This is a genomic window from Microbacterium sp. NC79 (genome assembly GCF_019061125.1).
Lineage (GTDB): Bacteria > Actinomycetota > Actinomycetes > Actinomycetales > Microbacteriaceae > Microbacterium.
In genome coordinates, this window is record NZ_JAHQYI010000001.1 from 2,191,369 (window position 1) to 2,210,974 (window position 19,606).

The window sequence follows — 19,606 nt, forward strand, 5'->3', positions numbered from 1 at the left end:
GTCAGTTGCCTTCGTTACGGGTTCGAGGAACCACGATCATAGGAACGGGCAACACGCGCAGCATCTTGCTGGCGGTGGAACCCAAAAACAGCCGGCGAGGCTGGGCGAGACGGCTGGAACCAACGATGACGAATTCGCCGTCGCTCCAGTCCAAACGGGCGACCGCGTCTTCGACGCTGCTGCCGCTGGCAACGATCGCTTCGGTTTTCACGTCGCTCGGAAGCGCCTTGGTCGTATGTGCCAGAATTTCGTCAGCGTGCGACGTACCGGCCAGGTGCAGTGCCTGCGTGTCGAGGCTTGCCGGCATGTCAATCGCGACGAGCGACAGCAGGCGCAACTCGGCACCCGTTGCCTTCGCCAGGTCGACAGCTTCTTCGAGCAGAGCGTCGGCGCCGACACGCTCACCGAGCGCCGCAGTGAAGCGGGTGATCGGCGTCGTGACGCCGGCGTATCCGGCGGGAGCGAGCACAACCGAGACATCGCTGGAGTGCAGCAGGTCGTTGGCGACCGATCCGAGACGGTGGCGACCGAAGGTTCCGCTGTTCGCAGCGCCAATCACAATGTGGCTGGCACCAAATTCAGCGGCCGCGTTGACAAGCCCCTCGGCAAACGACTCGGCGGGGCGCACGTGGCCCTTGCTCGCGATGCCTTCAGGAACGAGTGTCGTGGCCTCACGCAACCATTCGCGCGACTGCTCGCGCACGTGATCCGTGTAGCCGTCGAGCGGCGGAACCACGCCGCTGCGTGCCGTGATCGGGGTCACCATGACGAGCTCGAGGCTCGCTCCGAGGGCCGCAGCCAGGCGTGAGGCGACCGCAATCGCGTCGGCACCTGCCGGGGTCGCCGTGTATCCGACGACGATCGGGCGGGTCATGACCGCGCCTTTTCGATGAGCTGGTCAGCGACCAGGCGGCCCATCCGGATGGCACCGTCAACGTGCTGGTAGCCAGCACCTGCGATGTCAGAGCACGCGAAGTGGATCGGGCCGACCGCGGTGCGGACGTCTTTTCCGTAGCGGTGCAGGCCACCGAAGTCGAAGCTCGCGGCGTACGCGCCACGGGTCCACTCCTCGCTTCCCCAGTCTGATTCGTAGTACACGACCGGGTTCTTCGCTTCAGCGCCGTAGTAGTGCGAGAGCGATTCGAGAATGCGAGCCTTGCGCTCCTCAGCGGAGAGCTCGAAAACGCCGTCGGCGTTCTTGTCGCTCACGAAGCCGACGAGGGTTCCGCGCGGGTCGTCGTGGTTGGTGTTGTCGTAGGCCTCGTGCGAGAGCTCGTACGGGCCAAACGCGGTGCCAGACAGACCCTGCTCACGCCAGAACGGGCGGTCGTACACGGCGTGCACCTTGATCACAAAGCCCATCGACAGGTGCTGGTGCATTTGGTGTTGGCGGCGCGGGAGCGGCGGAACAAACGAGATGCGGTCATAGAGCACGGGTGCGTGCGCAAGAATCGCGAAGCGGGCTCGCACCGTGACGTCACCGTCTGCGTGCGCGACGACACCGTCGTCACCCCACTCCAGCGTGCGAACGGGAGCGTTCAGGAAGACGTCGTCGCCGAGACGCTCGGCGAGGTGGATCGACACTTGTTGCAGGCCGCCGACGACGCGCTTGTCGAGAATGAAGTCTTCGTCGACGAGGTTTGAGAAGCTGCCTGCGCTTGCCGCCATGAGCAACGCCTGCAGGAGCGAGAATGCCTTGGCGGGCTTCGTGAGCATGGCGCCCGCGATGAACAGGGCGATGTTGTCTTGCGCTTCGACGTCGTCGGTCTGCTGCGCGAGCCAGTCGGCGAATGTGACCTCGTCGTACTCCTCAGCCTTAGGGTGCGCCCACGGTTCATCCGGGTTGACCTCGGCGACGAGCACATCGAGCTGGTCGATCAGGGCGAGCATCGCCTGCTTGGTACCGTCAGCCACCGGGAAGATGTCTCCCGTGTAGCGGCGGGCTACCCCATCGGTGCCGATGTAGACCGATTCACCCTCGCGGTAGCGCGAGTAGGTCTCCAGACCCAACTCCTCGATCGTTTCGATCAGGGCTTCCTGGTCGGGCGATACCCACTGGCCACCGATTTCCAGCATGGCGCCATCGATAACATCGGTCCAGGTTCGACCACCAACCCGGTCGCGTGCTTCCAGCACCGCAACCGACAGTCCAGCCTTTTTGAGTTGGTTGGCGGCGGTCGTGCCCGCGGGCCCCGCCCCGATAATGACGACGTCGCGAGTGATATCGGTCATAGATATGCTCCTTTGCAGTCGCCGGAGACCTGTGTCGCCGGTTACGTTATGCCGAGGATCCGCCCCCTCCCCACGAGTTGACGGATCCTCGGTGGTTTAGTTGGCGGCCAGAGCCGCAGCGACGACGTCGAGTCCGTCGTTCAGCAGGGTGTCGTCAATCGACAGCGGCGGCAGGAAACGAATGACGTTTCCGTAGGTGCCGCAGGTGAGAACGATGACGCCGTCATTCATGGCCTGCTTTGCGATCGCGCCGGTAAGGGCTGCGTTCGGGGCGCCGTTCTCGTCAACAAATTCGATGCCGATCATGGCGCCGTGGCCACGAATGTCACCGATGCGCTTGTCGCTCTCGGCGAGCGACGCGAAGCGTGCCTTGATGACGTCGCCGATGTCGCGAGCGCGGGCCGCCATGTTGTCTTCTTCGTACGCTTCGATCGTCGCGAGCGCCGCGGCGCATGCGATCGGGTTTCCGCCGTAGGTTCCGCCAAGGCCTCCACCGTGCGAGGCGTCCATGATGTCAGCGCGTCCGGTGACGCCAGCCAACGGAAGGCCGCCCGCGATGCCCTTGGCCGTCGTGATGAGGTCAGGAACGATGCCGAAGATTTCGGAGGCGAACCAGGCGCCAGTGCGGGCAAAACCGGTCTGCACTTCGTCAGCGATGAAGACGATGCCCTTGTCGTGGCACCAGTCGACGACGGCCTGGAGGTAGCCGTCAGCCGGAACGATAAAGCCGCCCTCACCCTGAATGGGCTCGATGATGACGGCTGCCGTGTTTTCGGCACCGATCTGCTTTTCGATCATGGAGATCGTCTTAGCAGCGGCTTCCGGGCCGGTGAGTCCGTCACGGAACGGGTACGACGCCGGTGCGCGGTAGACCTCAGGGGCGAACGGACCGAAGCCGCTCTTGTACGGCATGGCCTTCGCGGTCAGCGCCATCGTGAGGTTGGTGCGGCCGTGGTAGCCGTGGTCGAAGGCGACGACAGCGGGGCGGCCGGTGAACTTGCGAGCGATCTTGATCGCGTTCTCCACGGCTTCAGCGCCGGAGTTAAACAGCGCGGTGCGCTTTTCGTGGTCGCCAGGGGTGAGCTCGTTGAGCTTCTCTGCGACGGCAACGTAACCCTCGTAGGGAGCGATCATGAAGCACGTGTGGGTGAACTGCGCGACCTGAGCCTGCACGGCGGCGACAACCTTGGGGTGCGCGTTACCGACCGAGGTCACCGCGATACCGGCGCCCAGGTCAACAAATGAGTTGCCGTCAGCATCAAGGATCACGCCACCACCGGCAGCGACAGCGGCGATCGGAACGGTGTGGCCGACGCCAGCGGGAACGGCTGCGGCTTTACGGTTCAGCAGGTCTTGCGAACGCGGGCCGGGAATTGCGGTGACGACGCGGCGCTCCTGCGGGAGGGTCGGTCCGCCGAGGGGGGTCTGGACGGTTGCATCGATGGTGCTCATACCGCGACTGTAGGTCGTGAGGACTCAGGCCCGCACTATCCGCCCTGTATATTCTTGGTAATTGTTTATACAGATCGGATAGCTATGGCGTCGGCTTCGTTGGAAATCACTCCCACCCTGCGCGCCCTGCTTGATCGCTCAGCGCTGGGGTTGCGCCTCATCAGCCGGGAGAGCGATCTTGCTGACGGCGCCCTGGATCGCACGTTGCGGTGGGTGCACACCACCGATCTCGCCGACCCCACCCCCTTCCTTACTGACGATCTACTGCTGCTCACAACCGGCACCCAGTTCGCCACCGGAACCGCCCAGGAGGCGGAAAGTTATGTGCAGCGCATCACGTCGCGGGGCGTTGCGGCGCTCGGCTTCGGCACCGAAGTCGTTCGCGATGGCGTGCCGCCCGCGCTCGCCGCTGCCTGCGCCCGCGCCGCACTCCCCCTCTTCGAGGTTCCGTATCGCACACCCTTTATCGCCATCGCGCGCGCGAACGCCGAGGCGGTGGCGGCACAGGCATACGCCCGCCGGTCTTGGGCACTCGATGCGCAGCGCGCGATCTCGTTAGCCGCTCTGCGTCCGGATGGACTGGGTGCCACGGTGGCGGAGCTTGCCAAGCAGCTCGGTGCGTGGGTCGCCCTCTTTGACGCCGCCGGAACCATGACGCGCGAATCGCCCGCTGGTGCGCTCACCGACACCATGCGTGCGGCGCTGGACGATGAAGTCACGGCGGTGCTTAGCCGTGGCGCCCGCGCCGGCTCTGCCCTATCAATTGCCGGTCAGCCGTTCACCCTGCAGACGCTGGGGCGCGGCGGTCACTTACGTGGCGTTATCGCGATTGCCTCCACGGAGCTGGACCAGGAGGGACGGAGCGTCGTGACCTCGGTTATCGCGATGGCCGGGCTGGCGTTGGAACAGCACCAGTCGCTCGGCAGGTCACGGGCGGCGCTGCGGGCGGGCCTCATCGATGCCCTGCACGCGAATCACACCTCGTTCGTGCGGCGGGTGGTTCGTTCTTCCGGTGATGCGTTGCCTCCAGCGCCCGTCATGGTTGCCGTCGCAAAAGCACCGCAACGCCTCGATGCGGTGACCGAGTGGCTGGAGCTGCGAGGAGCAGAGTCTCGCGGATCAGTGTTTTTCGGCCGCCATGAAGGCGATCTCGTGGTGATTATTCCGGCGACCGCGCGTGAGCGGCTGGCAGCGTTTGCCGCACGCTTTGACCTGCATATCGGTCACTCCGACGCCACCGACTACGATACGTTTGCCGAAGCCCTCGCTCAGGCGCGCCTCGCGCGTGATCGCGGCTCATCAGGGGTGACCGCGTTCGCCGACACCCATTCGGCTGGCGTGCTTGGCACCCTCAGCGAAGAGTCACGCCTCGTCGCCCAGCGTGTGCTCGCGCCGCTCGCCGCGGTTGATGAGCGAGACGGCAGCGACCTGATGCACACGCTCCGCACGTATCTCGAGTGCAATGGTTCCGCCGAGTCAACGGCTACCGCGCTCGGCGTTCACCGGCACACGGTGCGCGCCCGTGTGAAGGCTGCCGAACGCGCCCTCGGTCTGCGCCTTGATACTTTTCCCGCACGCGCCGAGCTTTGGGCAGCCTTCCAAGCCTCCCCGGCCTAAGCCGTCCCGATCACCGAGCGGCGAGGGCGTCGATCGCGTCGGGGGTCAACTCCGGGGTGTTCGCGCCCGGATACTGTGCGACAATCGCGCCGGCAGCGGAACCACGGCGCAGCGCCGTCTCAAAATCGGCACCGGCGGCGATGGCCGTAGCGAAAGCACCACAGAACGCGTCGCCAGCACCCGTGGTGTCGACCGGAACGATGGGGAAAGCGTCGATGTGGATTGGCTCCGCGCCGACAAGGTAGCCGTCCACGCCATCGCCACCGCGGGTCACAACGACCATCTCAACACCGAGGTGCTGCAACGCATCCACGCCGCCAAACTCTTCGCATTCGGTTTCGTTCACGATGACGGCGTCAGCGAGCGCCAGCACGGTGAGCGCGTCAGTGTTGGCGGGAGCTGCGTTCACAATTGAGAAGGCGTCCGCTTCGTTGGCTGCCGCGAGCGCAGCGGCCACCGTCTCGAGCGGAACCTCCAGTTGCGCGAGCACGACGGCGGCGCCAGCGACCGCGGCTTCAACGTGCTCGCCCGTGAGGTGCGAGTTCGCACCGGCCGCCACCACGATGGAGTTGTCACCGTCGGGATACGAGAAGATGTGCGCGACACCCGTCGGCGCTTCTGGCGTCGTCAGCATGGTTCCGCTCACTCCCGCAGACTGCAGTGCCTCTTGCAGGAAGGTTCCGGCGTCATCCGCACCAACCATGGCGGAAAAACGCGTCGGGGCCCCCGCGCGGGCGGCGGCGATGGCCTGGTTCAGTCCTTTGCCGCCAGCGTGCCTGCCGAGCGCGTCGCCGAGAAGGGTCTCCCCCACCTGCGGCGGTCTGGCAACACCCACCACGAGATCCAGGTTGGCACTGCCTACGACAACAACGTCACGCGACATCAAATCTCCTTCGTCCCAGCCAGGCTAGTGCCCGCGCCGGGTCGCATGCACACCGCGCGACACCTCAACGTCACGTTCGGTCTGCGCGATCAACTCATCCACGCTCGCAAACGCGACCGTCGTGCGAAGCAGATCCAGAAACTCAACGGCCATCACGTGTCCGTACAGATCGATCGTCACATCGTGCAGGTACACCTCAACGCGCGGGGCCCGTTCGCCGCCGAACGTCGGGTTTGTGCCGACTGAGACGGTTGCGTCAAACTCACCGTCAGTACCCTCGACACGAGCAACGGCAACATACACGCCATCGGGCGGAACCTCGTGGCGCTCGAGCTGCAGGTTGGCCGTAGGAAATCCGAGCACCCGGCCGCGCCCGTCGCCGGGGACTACAAGGCCGCGTACGCGCATCAGGGTGTCAAGCGCGGTCATCGTCGGAGCGAATGGCGCGGTAGCGGCTCTGATGAAACAGCAGCGGCTCGACGTCTTCAAACACCGTGACATCGAGGATTTCGTAGAGCCCGATGACGTGGTCACCCGCGTCAACGGTGTTGTACGGGCGGCAAGTCAGCCAGAGCGCGGCTCCCTCGAGAAGCACGGCACCACCGTCTGACGTGTTCCAGACATGGTGCGCGAAGCGATCTTCAGCGTCGCGCGAAGAAAGCAGACGACTCAACGGCTCCTGCGAGTTTGCCAGAACACTCATACCCAACTCGGGAAGGGCAGAAAGCACTGGCCAGGTACGCGAGGTTTTGGCCGCGCTGACGGCGACGAGAGCCGGATCGAGCGAGATTGATGTGAACGAGTTGACTGCCATACCCACGGGTCGGCCATTCGCGATGCCGGCCAGCGCCATCACACCGGTCGGATATACCGAGAAGGCCCTGCGCAGGTCGTGGCTGCGTGATGCGTTTTCAGAAATAGCAGTAGTCATGAGCATGTCCGTTCATATAGTCAACATTGACTAGTTTGAAGTCTACGAACTTCGTCCGTTGATGACAACCTCGAATTAGGCAAAGTGCACCTATACGATGGACGCATGTCAACGACTCGGCTCATTGTGCTCGGCGCGGTCAAACAGTTTCAGCCCGTGCACGGATACTTCCTCCGCCGCGAGTTGATGACATGGCACATCGACGAGTGGGCGCACATTCAGCCCGGGTCGATCTACAACGCATTGCGCGCGCTGGAAGTCGATGGCTACATCGAGGAGTGCGCGACGGAGACGGAAGGCAAGCGTCCGGCCCGCACGACGTATCAAATCTCCGCGGCAGGTGAAGTCGAGCTCCAACGCATGCTGCGCGAAAATCTTTGGAACGTGGCACCTTTCGATACCCAGGGCATCATGACGATCGCGTCGTTCATGTTTGTGCTGTCTCGCCAAGAGGTGACTGCGGGCCTCGAAAACCGGCTAGCGAAAATTGATGCGCTCGTTCTCACGAACGGCTTCCACGTGCAAGACACGCTTGCCTCCCCCACGACGCCGAAATATGTGCGAGAGATCTTCGATCTCTCGACTTCTCGCCTGGTAGCCGAAAAGCAGTGGATTACAGCCCTGCTTGAGCGGCTTAAGACTGGCGAGTATCACTTCGCCGGGGAGTAGCGACAGACGAAAACAACGATGGCCCGGACGATGTCGTCCGGGCCATCGTGTTACGGCTTAGCTACGTCGGTAAGCCGAGCCGGGGTGCGAGTCTGCAAGATCCGCGTTGGAGGTGCCAAGCAGACGCTGACGCAACGTCGTCGCCGCGTCATTGACCGGCGCGATGCGACCGCGTTCACGCAGAATCGGCAACACGTGCTCGACGAAATCTGCCGTCGACGCCGGCGGAATCGTCGGGGCAAACAGGAAGCCATCGAGGTCACCACCATCGGCGAGCTCAATCATGGTGTCTGCCACCTGCTCCGGCGTGCCAACGATCGGGCGCGCGCCCACACCGTGCGCATGCCAGTCATCAAGCACATTACCGACCGTCTTGTCAGCAAAGCGCGCGACCTGCGTCTGCGACAGTTCCGTGTGCAGTTCCTTCATCGGGGTATCGCGGTCAAAGCTGGAAAGGTCAAGACCGGTGAACCAGGCATACGATGCCACGGTCAGCGCCGGGTCTTGCGCATCGGCAACCGACGCGTACTTCGCCTTGGCCTCAGCCTCGGTGGAACCAACGATGGCAGCCATCGCCGACATCACCTTGACCTCATCAGCACGGCGGCCGTTCTTCACAGCCTCCGCACGAATTGCTGATGAGTGCCCCAGCAGCTGCTCCGCGGTTCCGGAACCCACAAAGATGGCCTCGCCGTGCTTGCCACCAAACTCGCGGCCAGCTGGCGACGCACCAGCCTGGAAAAGCACCGGAGTGCCCTGCGGCGAGCGCTGCGTATTGCCGTAGCCGTGCGAACGGAAGTACGTGCCCTCGTGCGCGATGCGGTGCACCTTGCTGGCGTCAGCAAAGATGCCGGCCTTGTCGCGCACCAGGGCATCGCGCTCCCACGCTTCTTCCCACAGCTTGTAGACGACCTGCATAAACTCGTCGGCCATGACGTACCGCTCATCGTGACCAACCATGTCGACGCCAAATGCCTGCACTGCGGTGTCTGCGGTTCCGGTCGTCACGATGTTCCAGCCGATACGACCGCCAGACAGAATGTCGAGCGTCGCCATACGGCGTGCGAAGGAGTACGGCGGTTCCAGAAGAACGGAACCAGTGGCGACGAGACCGAGGCGGGTCGTCTGCGGAATGAGTGCCGCAAGCACAATTGCCGGGTCGAGACGCGGGAGGTCGAGCCCCTCGGTCGTCGCGATATCGGGGCGCGTGCCGTTGACTTCTGCCCAACCCCACGCGTCAGCGAGGAAGAGGAAGTCGAACCCGGCATCTTCAGCCAGCTTGGCTGTCTGAGCCCAGTAGTCCAGACGATCAAAGAGGTGGCGCTGGTTGTCGGGGTGACGCCACGTTGACGTTCCCGAGTCATTGGCCTGCGCGTTCTCAAACAGTCCGAGACGAAGCTGCTTGACCATGGATATTTCCTTACCTTCAGGCGGCCGTCGGTTGACGGCCCGCTGGATCTTTTAGCCCTTGGCGACGATGTCGCCTTCGGCCCACCACAGCACGCGCTTGCGCATCAGGGCGAGCACGGCGATCAGAGCGACTCCCATGACACACAGGAGCGTGATCGCACCCCACGTGACGGGCAGGTTTGCTTGGGCAGCAGAGGTCGTGACGAGCGAGCCGAGACCGGCCTGCTGGCCTGCCGCAACGAACTCAGCAACAGCCGCACCGACGACGGCGAGGGGCAGAGCAATGCGCAGGCCCGCGAAGACGAACGGCATGCAGCCGGGCAGACGCAGGTCGCGGAAAATCTCCCATCGGCTGGCGTGCAGCGTCTGGAAAACGTCAAGCGCCCGCGGGTCAACGTCGCGGAGGCCCGCGAGGGAGTTGACCAGCATCGGGAAGAACACCACGAGCCCGGTGACGATGAACTTCGGGATCATGCCGAACCCGAATGCCACGACCAGCGCAGGCGCGATTGCCACAATGGGGGTCACCATAACGATGATCACGAGCGGCATGACGGCGCGTTCAATGATGTGAAACTCGGCCATGATGACCGCGACCAGGAAGCCAGCGATGATGCCGCCACTGGCACCGACGACGACCTCGAGTAGCGTCACCAGGAAGTTCTGCCAGTACATGCCCGCGTCTTCTACGAGTGTTGTGGCGATGGCTTCGAGCGACGGAATGACGTACGGGTTGGTCCACGCGACGATCTGCCACAGCGCACCCGCGATGAGAAAAGTGATCAGCGTCGGGACCCAGTTGGTCCATTTCAGCCACGATGGGATTGGCCTGGGCTGTGTACCGCGGTCCTGCGCTGCCAGCGTTGCGGTCGCGGTTCCGATTTCAGGCATATGCCTTCTCCATCTGCGTGTGCAGCGAACGACGAACGATGCCTTCGAGCTCGCGGAACTCGTCGGTCGCATACGACTCAGCCGTACGGGGGCGGGGCAGGTTGACGTCGATGATTTCAGCGATGCGGCCGGGGTGGGCGGCCATCACGACGATGCGATCGGAAAGCACAATCGCTTCCGGAACCGAGTGGGTAACAAACATCACGGACTTCTGGTTTGACTGCCAGAAATCCAGGAGTGCGATGCGCTGCTGATCACGGTTGATCTCGTCGAGCGCAGAAAACGGTTCATCCATCAGCATGATGGTCGGGTCAAACACGAAACCACGCGCGATCGCGGCACGTTGCTGCATGCCGCCGCTGAGCTGGCCAGGGTACTTATGCATCGCCTGCCCAAGACCGAATGACTGCAGGAGTTCAGCGGGGTCGCGTAGCTGCCTGCCTGCGTTGCCCTTGCGGTTGACCTTGAGCGGAACCTTGACGTTGTCGATCACGGATTTCCACGGCAGGAGCGCGGGAGACTGCGGAACCAGGCCGATCAGTTTGTCGCGCGAAGCTTCCTTGACGGACTTACCGCCGACCGTGACGGTGCCCTCGTCTTGCTCGACGAGTCCTGCCACCACCTTCAGCAGCGTCGACTTGCCACAACCAGACGGACCGATGACGGAGACGAACTCTCCGGCAGCGATGGTCAGGTTGATGTTGTCGAGGACCGTGACGCGCGAGCCCGGCTTACCAAAAGCTTTGCTGACGCCACGGACCTCGACACCCGAGTGGGCAATGGTTACTTGCTCGGCCACGAGAGAGTGTCTCCGTCGTAGAGGTCAGCGACCAGGTCGGTGTCCATCATGTCTGCGATCGCAGGCAGGCTCTTCACACCACCGTACTTCTTGACGAGCTCGTATTCCGGCTCCCACATCTCGATGGTCTGTACGCCAGGGTTACCGCCCTCAGAAGTGCGGATCCACTCCGACTCCACAGCCCACGTGCGTGCGAGCTGGTCGCGCGGGAATGCCGCGCCCTGGCCGTTCTTTTCGGCCAGTTCAGCGATCATGTCAATGCACTTGTCGTCTTCGGTGAGGCAAAAGTCGAGCGCCTTCAGGGTGGCGCGCATGAAGTCGGCAGCCACCTCACGGTTTTCGGCAAGGAACTGCGAGTTCACTTCCATGACGTTGTACGTACCCTTGACGTCAAACTCCGATGGCAAGAACTCAACAAAGGGCTCGCCCGCGGCCTTGAGCGCTTGCGGCTGGTTCGACGCGTAACCAACGATGGCGCTGACCTGGTCCCGAACCACGACGGTCGGGTCGTAGTTGGTCATCTTCACCATTTCCACCTTGGAGGTGTCAACGCCCGCCTCGTCGAGCATCGCGGAAGCGATGGGCGTGAGGTTAATGAAGTATCCCAGCGAGTTACCCTCGAGGTCTTTCAGACTGTTGAGCTTCTCGTTGCCGAAGATGGAGAACGGAGGCGTCGTACCGTAGGTCGCCACCGCCGTCAGGTTCTTGCTGTTTGCTGCGGCAAGCATCACATCAGATGCTGATCCGAGCGCAGTGAACTGCGCCTGACCCGAGGCAACAAGCTGCTGTCCGTTCGCGCCGGACGCGTTGATCTCAACATCGAGGCAAAGGTCATCGAAGTAGCCAAGCTCCTCAGCGAGGAAGACCTCCAGCTGAGCCGCGCTCGCGGAGTACCCGTATCCGGAAATGTAGGTGATCTTGCCGGCAGCTTGGTTCCGCTCGCAGAAATCGCTAGACGATCCTGCATCGGGCTTCTCAGTGTCAGCGGGGGTTCCTGCGCAAGCAGCCAGCAGCAAGCTAGCGGCGAACACGCTCGTCAGGGTGGCGACTCGACGTCGAGTCATTCCTGAAAAGGAAGTAGCCATGGTGGTCCCTTCTCGGCCGTTCATCATTGATGGCACAGCGAAAGTAACATAGTCAAGATTGACTAAGCAAGATCAAAATAGAGTCCTTCTCACTCACTGAGACAGAGTCGGAACCAGACAGGGCGAGTAGGGTGGACGGGTGAGCTCTGAGATTCCTGAGGTTGAGGTCGAAGGCGACATGATTCGCCTCGGCCAGTTCTTGAAGTACGCCAGCCTCGTCGACACCGGCGGCGACGCAAAGTCGGTTCTCGCCGATGGCCTGGTGTTCGTGAACGGAGAAGTCGAGACCCGTCGGGGAAGGCAGCTCCACGACGGCGACATCGTCGACATCGCCGAGGCAGCCATCGCCCGCGTGCGCCTCCTCGGCTAACTCCACCAGCCGGACAATGCGAAACACATTTTGGTCGGCGAAAAACATGCGGCAGCGCTTCGTTTCGCCGACCAAAATGTGTTTCGCGGAAAATGAGGGCGGGCTATCCCGGGGCTACTGGGGCGCGTGGGCAGCCAAGAACTCGTAGACGTCGGTTGTGTCGACGCCGGGGAATGCTCCGGTCGGGAGCGTTGCAAGCAGTGTGCGCGGCGTGCGCACGTTCGGCCACGAGTTCTCGCGCCATTCGTTTTCCAGCTCGGCTGGCGCGCGGCGGCAGCACACTTCAACGCCGTGTCGCGATAGTCCGCGGTTGGTGGTGTCGCGGCCCAGGAACCATTTCGTGTCGTCGAAGCGCACGCCCACGCTGACGGAGTGGGTGCCTTCGCTCGATTGCTCAACGCGTGCGGTGCACCAATAGGTGCCATTACCAGTGTCGGTGTACTGGTAATACGGGTTGAACTTGTCATCCACCTCGAAGACCTCACGGCTGGTCCACTTGCGGCAACACATTTGCCCCTCGATGGAACCAAAGCGATCCGTCGGGAAGTTCACGTCGTCGTTTTCGTACGCCTTGGTGATGGTCCCGGATTCGTGGACCTTCAAGAAGTGCACCGGAATGTCGAGGTGGCGCGTCGCAAGGTTCGTGAAGCGGTGCGCAGCAGTCTCGTATGACACCGAGTAGGTGTCGCGAAGATCTTCAATAGAGATCGCGCGGCGCTGCTTGGCATCAAGCAAGAACTCGGCGGCGTGATCTTCCGGAATCAGGATGGCCCCCGTGAGGTAGTTGGTCTCGACGCGCTGACGAAGAAAGTCGGCGTAGCTGGTGGGTTCAGCGTGCCCGAGGATGCGCGACGACAGCGCCTGCAACAGCGCGGTGCGCGGGTCGCCCTTCGCCGTGAGCGAGCGTGACAAGTACAGACGCCCATTTTTGAGGTCAGCGATAGAACGGGTCGATTGCGGCAGATCGCCCACATAGTGCAGGGTGAAGCCCAGGTGGCCGGCGATGTCTGCGGCCGTGCGTTGCGTCAGCGGGCCACCAGGGTGACCGACGGCTGCGAGAAGTTCGCGAGCTTGGGTTTCGAGTTCAGCGAAGTAGTTGTCTTGTCCGCGCATCAGGTGCCGCAATTCGACGTTCGCGCGCCGCGCCTCCTCGGGCGTTGCTGCACGCTCATCGCGAAGCCGATCGATCTCGCCATGCAGCGCGAGCATTGCACGCAAAACATCGGTGGGCACGGTCTTCGAGATGCGGAACGCGTCAATTCCGAGTGCCTGAAACGTTTGCCCTGCCATCGCGCGCTCCAGCGCGATCTCCATCGTCGCGCGCTCATCAAGCGTCTCCGCTTCCCAGAGCGACTCCATAGTCACGCCGAGCGCCTTGGCAATGGCGCGAAGCAGGGTGAGCTTGGGCTCCCGCTTGCCGTTCTCAATCATGGAGATCTGGCTGGGCGCGCGGTCAACGGCGCCTGCCAGCTGCTCGAGGGTGATGCCTGCGGCCGTGCGCACCTGGCGAATGCGACGCCCCAATGTGAGGGCATCCAGCTCTTCCGACTCATCTGCGAGTGTCATGCCGGCCATTCTGTCACAAGAACAGAAATTTTGAGAAACTTCTCTAGCAAATTGGCCTTCCAAGTGGTTGATCTTCTCTCAGAGTGGAACCAGACCACAGCGGCTCCCCGCTTCCACCCACATGAGGAGACACATCATGAGCACCGCAATCCTCGACGACGCGACAACCCGTCCGGCAACCGGACCGATCCCCACGGCCGGCCCCGACGTAGAAATCGCCGGCCCCATCCGCGATCGTTACGACGAGATCCTCACCCCTGAGGCCATCCGCTTCGTCGCGGAGCTCCACCACCGTTTTGCTGGCCGCCGCCACGACCGCCTCGCCGACCGCATGCGTCGCCGCTTCGAGATCGGCAACGGCCGCGACCCGAAGTTCCGTAAGGACACCGCGCACATCCGTGCGGACTCCCGCTGGCGCGTTGCTGGCGCTGGCCCTGGCCTCGAAGACCGCCGCGTTGAGATCACCGGCCCCACTGACCCCAAGATGACGATCAATGCGCTCAACTCAGGTGCCAAGGTGTGGCTGGCTGATCAAGAGGACGCCACCAGCCCGACCTGGAAGAACGTCATCGAGGGTCAGCTGTCGCTGCGTGACGCGATCCGCGGCGAACTTGCCTACACGAGCCCAGAAGGCAAGCGCTACGAGGTCACCGCGAGCGAGACGCCCACGATCGTGATGCGTCCGCGTGGCTGGCACCTCGTCGAAAAGCACATCCGCTTCACCGACCGCCTCGGCCGCCAGATGGCGACCAGCGCATCGCTCGTCGACTTCGGCCTGTACTTCTTCCACAATGCTCAGGCACTCATTGATGCGGGCCGTGGCCCCTACTTCTACCTGCCCAAGATTGAGTCGAGCGAAGAGGCTCGCCTGTGGGACGACATCTTCAGCTTCAGCGAGGAATACCTCGGCATCACCCACGGAACCATCCGTGCGACAGTACTGATCGAGACGCTGCCTGCGGCGTTTGAGATGGAAGAGATTCTTTTCGAGCTGCGGGACCACTGCGCGGGCCTCAACGCCGGCCGCTGGGACTATATCTTCTCGATCATCAAGAACTACCGCGGCCGCGGCGCACGGTTCGTGATGCCTGACCGTAGCGAAGTGACGATGACGGTTCCGTTCATGCGTGCGTACACCGAACTGCTGGTAAAGACGTGCCACAAGCGTGGCGCACACGCCATCGGCGGCATGAGCGCCTTCATCCCGAACCGTCGCGACGCTGACGTCACGCGGCGCGCCATGGAGAAGGTATCGGCAGATAAGAAGCGCGAGGCTGGCGACGGCTTCGACGGCACCTGGGTTGCACACCCCGACCTCATCGCCACCGCTCGCGCAGAGTTCGACGCTGTACTCGGCGACCGCCCCAACCAGATCGACCGTCAGCGCGACGATGTGAAGGTGAAGGCTGCCGACCTGCTCGACGTGCACATCGGCCGCCCGATCACAGCGCAGGGCGTGCACGACAACGTCTCGGTGGCGATCCGCTACATCGAAGCATGGTTGCGCGGCCTCGGCGCCGTCGCCATCGACAACCTGATGGAAGACGCCGCGACCGCAGAGATCTCCCGCTCGCAGGTGTGGCAGTGGATTCACCAGGACCGCACGACGGAAGACGGAACCACGATTACGCGCGAATACATCGAGCAGCTGATCCAGCAGACGCTTGCCGACGTGCCCCGCACGGCAGATGACCGCTTCGAGGACGCAGCGGATGTGTTCCGCGAGGTCGCGACGGGTGATGACTTCCCGACCTTCCTCACCACGGTTGCGTACTCCAAGTACCTCACCGACGAACAAGACTAACGCACCTAAAAACACGTGGGGCTCCGGCACAGATTCATGCCGGAGCCCCACGTGTTTTTGGCGGTGTTAGCCCATCGGGATCGCGACGTACAGCACCCACGTGAGCAGGAAGCCCGTGACGCCGAGGAGGGTGGTCAGCGGAGTCCAGGTGCGGAGGCCATCCTTAACCGAAAGGCCGAGGTAGCGGGTGACGACCCAGAAGCCCGAGTCGTTAACGTGGCTGAGGCCCAGCGCACCGTAGCCGATAGCGACGGCGACAAGTGCGATGTGAATCGTGTCAAGGCCCAGCACCGAGACGGACGGCAGCAGCAGCCCGGCGGTGGTCGTGATTGCCACGGTTGCCGAGCCCTGTGCGGCGCGCATGATGAGCGAAATGAGGAAGGCAGCAAGCAGGAGCGGCATGCCGGAGTTGGCGAGCACCTCGGCGACAGCGCCGCCGATACCGGTCTCGGTCAGAATGCGACCGAACGCACCACCAGCTCCGGTGACCAGGATGATGACGGCGGCAGCGGGTAGCGCCGATTCCATGACTTCACCGAGCTTGGCAGCTGACCAACCGCGGCGCACGCCGAGGAAGAACATGGCGGCGGCGATGGCAACCATGAGCGCAAAGATCGGCTGGCCGATCATCGCGAGGAAGCCGTTCCAGAACGTGCCCTTTTCAAACGTCGGCGCAACGGCCGTACCCAGCATGATGAGCACAAGCGGCAGCAAAATCAGACCGAGCACGGTGAAAGCACTCGGTGCCTTCTCCCCCTCCCGCAGGCCAGCGTTTGCCGACGGCTTTTCGGTTCCGAAGCTGTCAAACATTTCCTTGGTCGCCGGGAGCATCGCAAACTCGCGACGGTTGAGGAGCTTGCCGCCCCAGAACGACAGCGCAGCCAGCGGCACAGAAATCGCCAGCGACAGGATCGTCACCCAGCCGATGTCAGCGCCCAGGATCGTGGAACCACCAACAATGCCGGGGTGCGGCGGCACGGCAACGTGCACGGCGAGCATGATGCCGGCAACCGGCAGACCGAACTTGATGGGGTTCAGGCCAGCAACCTTCGAGAACGCGAAGATGATCGGAACCAGGATGATGAATCCGGCATCGAAGAAGACCGGGATCGCGAGAATACCCGCGGCAATCACGAGCGCGATACCAACGCGCTTCGGGCCGAGCCACGACGTGAACTTGCCTGCGAGGGATTCTGCGCCGCCAGAGAGTTCAATAATTTTGCCGAGCATCGATCCCAACGCGACGAGCACCGCAACGGACCCCAAGGTTCCGCCGACCCCGGCAATAATCGCCTGAATAATGCCGAGCTTTTCGGGCGTCGTTTCCGTCGCCGCGATCGTCGTCATCGGCAGGCCAGCGGCCAGACCAACGACGATCGAGACCAGGATAAGCGCGTAAAACGCCTGCATCTTGAATCGAATGATCAGCAGAAGCAGCAGGCCAAGGCCCGCGAGGCCAATCGCAATAAGGGCGGGAAGAGGGAGCATCGTTGGTTCTCTCGTTTTCGTGGGTCACGCGCGGTAACGCGTGAGATCGGGATCAGGACAGACGGTGGGGGGCGACAACGCGAATAACGGCCGAGTCATCGAGCTCGCCAAGGCCCTGAGCCTCACCGAGCAAGAAGAGCTGTTCTGCAGCATTGGCGACGGGCGTCGACAGATGTGCGGCGCGAGCCGCGGTGCCGACAATGCCGAGATCCTTGACGAAGATGTCGAGACGGCTGAGTACTTCAGCGCCGTCCTCGTCGTAGGCCTGCAGCGTGCGCGGGCCACGGTTGCCGAGCATGAAGGAGTTGGCGGCACCTGCGGTGAGTGCTTCGAGCGTCTTCTCGCGGTCAAGGCCGAGGGCATCTGCAAGCGCCAGCGCCTCAGCCGCTGCCGCGATGTGCACGCCGCAAAGCAGCTGGTTCACGGTCTTCAGCGCCTGCCCGTCACCGGGCTTCTCACCCACGATCGACAGCGTCGACGCAAGCTGATCAAGCACGGGACGCGCCACCTCGAGCGCGGCGGGCGTTGCCCCCACGACGATGAGCAGGTCGCCTGCACCGGCGCGCACGGGGCCGCCAGACAGCGGCGCGTCTACCAGCTGCGCGCCGTGCTCGGCGAGACGGCCGGCAATCTCGTCAATGCCGTCGGTTCCGACGGTGCTGGTGAGGATCACTACGGAACCATCGGCGAGGTGCGTTGCCAGGCCCGCGTCACCGAAGAGCAAATCGTGCAGTTGCGCACCCGTGCGTACCGCAACGAGTACGGCGTTAGCCTCGGCAACGGCTTCGGCAGCGGAGGCTGCGCCCTGCACACCCTGCTCTGCCGCGAGCGCGACGCGCTCGGCCGCAATGTCGAAACCGGTGACGGTGAATTTCTCGGCGAGGCGGGTGGCCATGGGCAGTCCCATGGCTCCGAGACCGATAACAGCGACGTTGGTGGTCATGTCAGTTCCTTTCAAAATCACTCGGCGTCGGCCAGCGTGGCGACAACGCGAGCAAGTGAATCTGCGACGCCGACGTTGCCGGCGAAGACGATGTAGGGGATGCCGACCGCGGGCCCGGTCTGCGGCTGCCACAGCGAGACAATGCCAGGCAGCATGGGGCCAAGCACGGTAGCCCGGCGAATCTCGAGGGCTTCACTCGCGACATCGCTTGACGTGATGCCGCCCTTCGCAATAACAAAGCGCGGCGGTGCGATCGCGAGCACGCGGCTCACCAGCTCGACGACGCCACCGGATACCTGTCGCGCGATCGCGAGGCTCTCGTCACCGTCGGCACCGGTAACCAGCTCCCGCGTCGTGTGCACAATCACGGTTCCGTCTGCCAGGGCGGCGGCGACCGTCGCTGCCTGTTCCGCGAGGTACGCATCACGGCGCTCACCGATCAGTCTGCGCACATCGAGCTCAATCGTCACGGTGTCAGGGCGCTGGGCACGAAGCTCGGTGAGCTGCGCGGTGGTCAGCGGCACGTGGCTTCCTACGACGACGAGCCCGCCGCGGTCGTGCGCAAACGTAATGTCGGCGGCAGACACGGGTTGGGCGATGTCCTGCCCGATGTGTGCCCGCACATAGGGCGGTCCGACGCGCAACAGCACCTCGCGGTTCAGGCTGTGCAGGGCAAGCGCGACGACGCGCATGTCGCTTTCTTCGACAACGTCGACGGCGACAACGGAACCAGTGGGCACGGCGCGCAAGAAGTCGCGGGTCGCGTCGACGCCAGCACGAATAACGCTCAGTGTGAGGGCGGCGACGGCGTCGGCCGGGATGCGCCCCTGCGTCTTCTCGGCGACCCAGTCGCGGAGGTTGGATGATGCGAAGCCAAAGGTGGCATCTTGCGCGAAGGCGGTTTCTCCGACCGGAACGGCCTCGCCATCGGTGACCCAGTAGTGCACGGAGTCGACGGTGATGCGACCGGCGTCAGGGAACGCCGGAACCAGCAGCGTCAGTTCTGGTGCCGCGCCGCCACGCGAAGCGATTTCGGCGGCGAGCACGTCGGTCTCCAGCGGGAAATGACCACGCAAGGTGGAATCGCCGCGGGACACGAAGGTTACGCGTTTTCCGGCCTCGGCGGCTGCCGCGAGCGCGACGGCAACGACCTCACGGTTGCGCAGCGCAGCTTCGTCTTCATCAAGTGAGCGGGTGTTGGTGAGAACGTAGACGGCGCTCGCGCCCGTGGCGAATGCGCCAGCAAGATCGCTGTGCTCCCACCGAGTCAGCACCGGGAGGTTGGCAACCGACTGCGTTCCGGTGGGGTCATCGTCGAGCACGACGAGCACGGAGCGGGCATCGACCGCCTCACGAACCTGTGCCGCGGCAATGTCGAGCGGGGCCGGAAGATCGGCCAGAAGCGCGTCAATGTGCACAGGAACTCCTTCGTTCAGAAAGATTGAGGGTCGAAACCGGTTGTTATC

The 19,606-nt window shown here is 63.4% G+C and carries 18 protein-coding genes; 4 read left to right on the forward strand and 14 right to left on the reverse strand.

What is annotated here, in order from left to right:
* Position 1: 1 nt before the first annotated feature.
* The 3 genes from KTJ77_RS10025 to gabT form a co-directional block, all read right to left on the reverse strand.
* Complete coding sequence (locus tag KTJ77_RS10025; RefSeq protein ID WP_217338229.1) at positions 2-874, reverse strand: universal stress protein; 873 nt, start codon at positions 872-874, stop codon at positions 2-4.
* Positions 871-2,232 carry an NAD(P)/FAD-dependent oxidoreductase gene (locus tag KTJ77_RS10030; protein WP_217338230.1) on the reverse strand — a complete coding sequence of 454 codons (1,362 nt, stop codon included), beginning with the start codon at positions 2,230-2,232 and terminating at the stop codon, positions 871-873. Before KTJ77_RS10030 ends, KTJ77_RS10025 begins: the two co-directional genes overlap by 4 nt.
* A gap of 96 nt (positions 2,233-2,328) precedes the next feature.
* Complete coding sequence (gene gabT / locus KTJ77_RS10035; RefSeq protein ID WP_217338231.1) at positions 2,329-3,684, reverse strand: 4-aminobutyrate--2-oxoglutarate transaminase; 1,356 nt, start codon at positions 3,682-3,684, stop codon at positions 2,329-2,331.
* 84 nt (positions 3,685-3,768) lie between these two features.
* Here gabT and KTJ77_RS10040 point away from each other — a divergent pair, with 84 nt between their 5' ends.
* Positions 3,769-5,301 (forward strand): PucR family transcriptional regulator, encoded by a 1,533-nt coding sequence (locus KTJ77_RS10040; RefSeq protein ID WP_217338232.1) that lies wholly within the window; start codon positions 3,769-3,771, stop codon positions 5,299-5,301.
* Positions 5,302-5,311: 10 nt separating this feature from the next.
* Here KTJ77_RS10040 and KTJ77_RS10045 read toward each other — a convergent pair whose 3' ends face one another.
* Genes KTJ77_RS10045 through KTJ77_RS10055 form a run of 3 tightly spaced genes read right to left on the reverse strand, consistent with a single transcriptional unit; the run spans position 5,312 to position 7,115 of the window.
* Entirely contained in the window at positions 5,312-6,184 is an 873-nt protein-coding gene (locus KTJ77_RS10045; RefSeq protein WP_217338233.1) for a PfkB family carbohydrate kinase, read from the reverse strand.
* Positions 6,185-6,208: 24 nt separating this feature from the next.
* Complete coding sequence (locus KTJ77_RS10050) at positions 6,209-6,613, reverse strand: riboflavin kinase (protein ID WP_254367421.1); 405 nt, start codon at positions 6,611-6,613, stop codon at positions 6,209-6,211.
* Positions 6,600-7,115 carry a flavin reductase family protein gene (locus KTJ77_RS10055; RefSeq protein ID WP_217338234.1) on the reverse strand — a complete coding sequence of 172 codons (516 nt, stop codon included), beginning with the start codon at positions 7,113-7,115 and terminating at the stop codon, positions 6,600-6,602. The genes KTJ77_RS10050 and KTJ77_RS10055 overlap by 14 nt, the downstream gene beginning before the upstream one ends.
* 105 nt (positions 7,116-7,220) lie before the next feature.
* Here KTJ77_RS10055 and KTJ77_RS10060 point away from each other — a divergent pair, with 105 nt between their 5' ends.
* Entirely contained in the window at positions 7,221-7,784 is a 564-nt protein-coding gene (locus KTJ77_RS10060) for a PadR family transcriptional regulator (RefSeq protein ID WP_217338235.1), read from the forward strand.
* A 57-nt stretch (positions 7,785-7,841) separates the two neighbouring features.
* On the opposite strand, the gene KTJ77_RS10065 is transcribed toward KTJ77_RS10060, so the two are convergent.
* From KTJ77_RS10065 to KTJ77_RS10080, 4 genes are read right to left on the reverse strand one after another with little or no spacing between them, the layout of a single operon-like run.
* The gene (locus KTJ77_RS10065; RefSeq protein WP_217338236.1) at positions 7,842-9,194 is read right to left on the reverse strand and encodes an NtaA/DmoA family FMN-dependent monooxygenase; all 1,353 of its coding nucleotides are present in this window, start codon (positions 9,192-9,194) and stop codon (positions 7,842-7,844) included.
* 51 nt (positions 9,195-9,245) lie between these two features.
* Positions 9,246-10,085, reverse strand: a complete 840-nt coding sequence (locus tag KTJ77_RS10070; protein ID WP_217338237.1) for an ABC transporter permease — start codon at positions 10,083-10,085, stop codon at positions 9,246-9,248.
* Entirely contained in the window at positions 10,078-10,884 is an 807-nt protein-coding gene (locus KTJ77_RS10075; RefSeq protein WP_217338238.1) for an ABC transporter ATP-binding protein, read from the reverse strand. Before KTJ77_RS10075 ends, KTJ77_RS10070 begins: the two co-directional genes overlap by 8 nt.
* Positions 10,869-11,969 carry an ABC transporter substrate-binding protein gene (locus KTJ77_RS10080; protein ID WP_254367422.1) on the reverse strand — a complete coding sequence of 367 codons (1,101 nt, stop codon included), beginning with the start codon at positions 11,967-11,969 and terminating at the stop codon, positions 10,869-10,871. Before KTJ77_RS10080 ends, KTJ77_RS10075 begins: the two co-directional genes overlap by 16 nt.
* A gap of 139 nt (positions 11,970-12,108) precedes the next feature.
* On the opposite strand from KTJ77_RS10080, the gene KTJ77_RS10085 reads away from it, so the two are divergent.
* Positions 12,109-12,339, forward strand: coding sequence for an RNA-binding S4 domain-containing protein (locus KTJ77_RS10085; protein WP_217338240.1), 231 nt, complete (start codon positions 12,109-12,111; stop codon positions 12,337-12,339).
* Between the two features lie 114 nt (positions 12,340-12,453).
* Here the strand turns inward: KTJ77_RS10085 and KTJ77_RS10090 are convergent, their stop codons facing one another.
* A complete protein-coding gene (locus KTJ77_RS10090) occupies positions 12,454-13,905 on the reverse strand; it encodes a helix-turn-helix domain-containing protein (RefSeq protein ID WP_217338241.1) in 1,452 nt (483 codons plus the stop codon).
* Positions 13,906-14,041: 136 nt separating this feature from the next.
* Between KTJ77_RS10090 and aceB the strand changes: the two genes are divergently transcribed.
* A complete protein-coding gene (aceB, locus tag KTJ77_RS10095) occupies positions 14,042-15,709 on the forward strand; it encodes a malate synthase A (protein WP_217338242.1) in 1,668 nt (555 codons plus the stop codon).
* A 66-nt stretch (positions 15,710-15,775) separates the two neighbouring features.
* Here aceB and KTJ77_RS10100 read toward each other — a convergent pair whose 3' ends face one another.
* Genes KTJ77_RS10100 through KTJ77_RS10110 form a run of 3 tightly spaced genes read right to left on the reverse strand, consistent with a single transcriptional unit; the run spans position 15,776 to position 19,558 of the window.
* Positions 15,776-17,197 (reverse strand): GntP family transporter, encoded by a 1,422-nt coding sequence (locus KTJ77_RS10100; RefSeq protein ID WP_217338243.1) that lies wholly within the window; start codon positions 17,195-17,197, stop codon positions 15,776-15,778.
* A gap of 52 nt (positions 17,198-17,249) precedes the next feature.
* Positions 17,250-18,140 (reverse strand): NAD(P)-dependent oxidoreductase, encoded by an 891-nt coding sequence (locus KTJ77_RS10105; protein WP_217338244.1) that lies wholly within the window; start codon positions 18,138-18,140, stop codon positions 17,250-17,252.
* 17 nt (positions 18,141-18,157) lie between these two features.
* Entirely contained in the window at positions 18,158-19,558 is a 1,401-nt protein-coding gene (locus tag KTJ77_RS10110) for a four-carbon acid sugar kinase family protein (RefSeq protein ID WP_217338245.1), read from the reverse strand.
* Between the last annotated feature and the right edge of the window lie 48 nt (positions 19,559-19,606).

Coding starts and splice junctions, on each gene's coding strand:
- KTJ77_RS10025 (WP_217338229.1), bottom strand. CDS start 874: ATGACCCGCCCGATCGTCGTCGGATACACGGCGACCCCGGCAGGTGCC.
- KTJ77_RS10030 (WP_217338230.1), bottom strand. CDS start 2,232: ATGACCGATATCACTCGCGACGTCGTCATTATCGGGGCGGGGCCCGCG.
- gabT (WP_217338231.1), bottom strand. CDS start 3,684: ATGAGCACCATCGATGCAACCGTCCAGACCCCCCTCGGCGGACCGACC.
- KTJ77_RS10040 (WP_217338232.1), top strand. CDS start 3,769: ATGGCGTCGGCTTCGTTGGAAATCACTCCCACCCTGCGCGCCCTGCTT.
- KTJ77_RS10045 (WP_217338233.1), bottom strand. CDS start 6,184: ATGTCGCGTGACGTTGTTGTCGTAGGCAGTGCCAACCTGGATCTCGTG.
- KTJ77_RS10050 (WP_254367421.1), bottom strand. CDS start 6,613: ATGACCGCGCTTGACACCCTGATGCGCGTACGCGGCCTTGTAGTCCCC.
- KTJ77_RS10055 (WP_217338234.1), bottom strand. CDS start 7,115: ATGACTACTGCTATTTCTGAAAACGCATCACGCAGCCACGACCTGCGC.
- KTJ77_RS10060 (WP_217338235.1), top strand. CDS start 7,221: ATGTCAACGACTCGGCTCATTGTGCTCGGCGCGGTCAAACAGTTTCAG.
- KTJ77_RS10065 (WP_217338236.1), bottom strand. CDS start 9,194: ATGGTCAAGCAGCTTCGTCTCGGACTGTTTGAGAACGCGCAGGCCAAT.
- KTJ77_RS10070 (WP_217338237.1), bottom strand. CDS start 10,085: ATGCCTGAAATCGGAACCGCGACCGCAACGCTGGCAGCGCAGGACCGC.
- KTJ77_RS10080 (WP_254367422.1), bottom strand. CDS start 11,969: ATGGCTACTTCCTTTTCAGGAATGACTCGACGTCGAGTCGCCACCCTG.
- KTJ77_RS10090 (WP_217338241.1), bottom strand. CDS start 13,905: ATGACACTCGCAGATGAGTCGGAAGAGCTGGATGCCCTCACATTGGGG.
- aceB (WP_217338242.1), top strand. CDS start 14,042: ATGAGCACCGCAATCCTCGACGACGCGACAACCCGTCCGGCAACCGGA.
- KTJ77_RS10100 (WP_217338243.1), bottom strand. CDS start 17,197: ATGCTCCCTCTTCCCGCCCTTATTGCGATTGGCCTCGCGGGCCTTGGC.
- KTJ77_RS10105 (WP_217338244.1), bottom strand. CDS start 18,140: ATGACCACCAACGTCGCTGTTATCGGTCTCGGAGCCATGGGACTGCCC.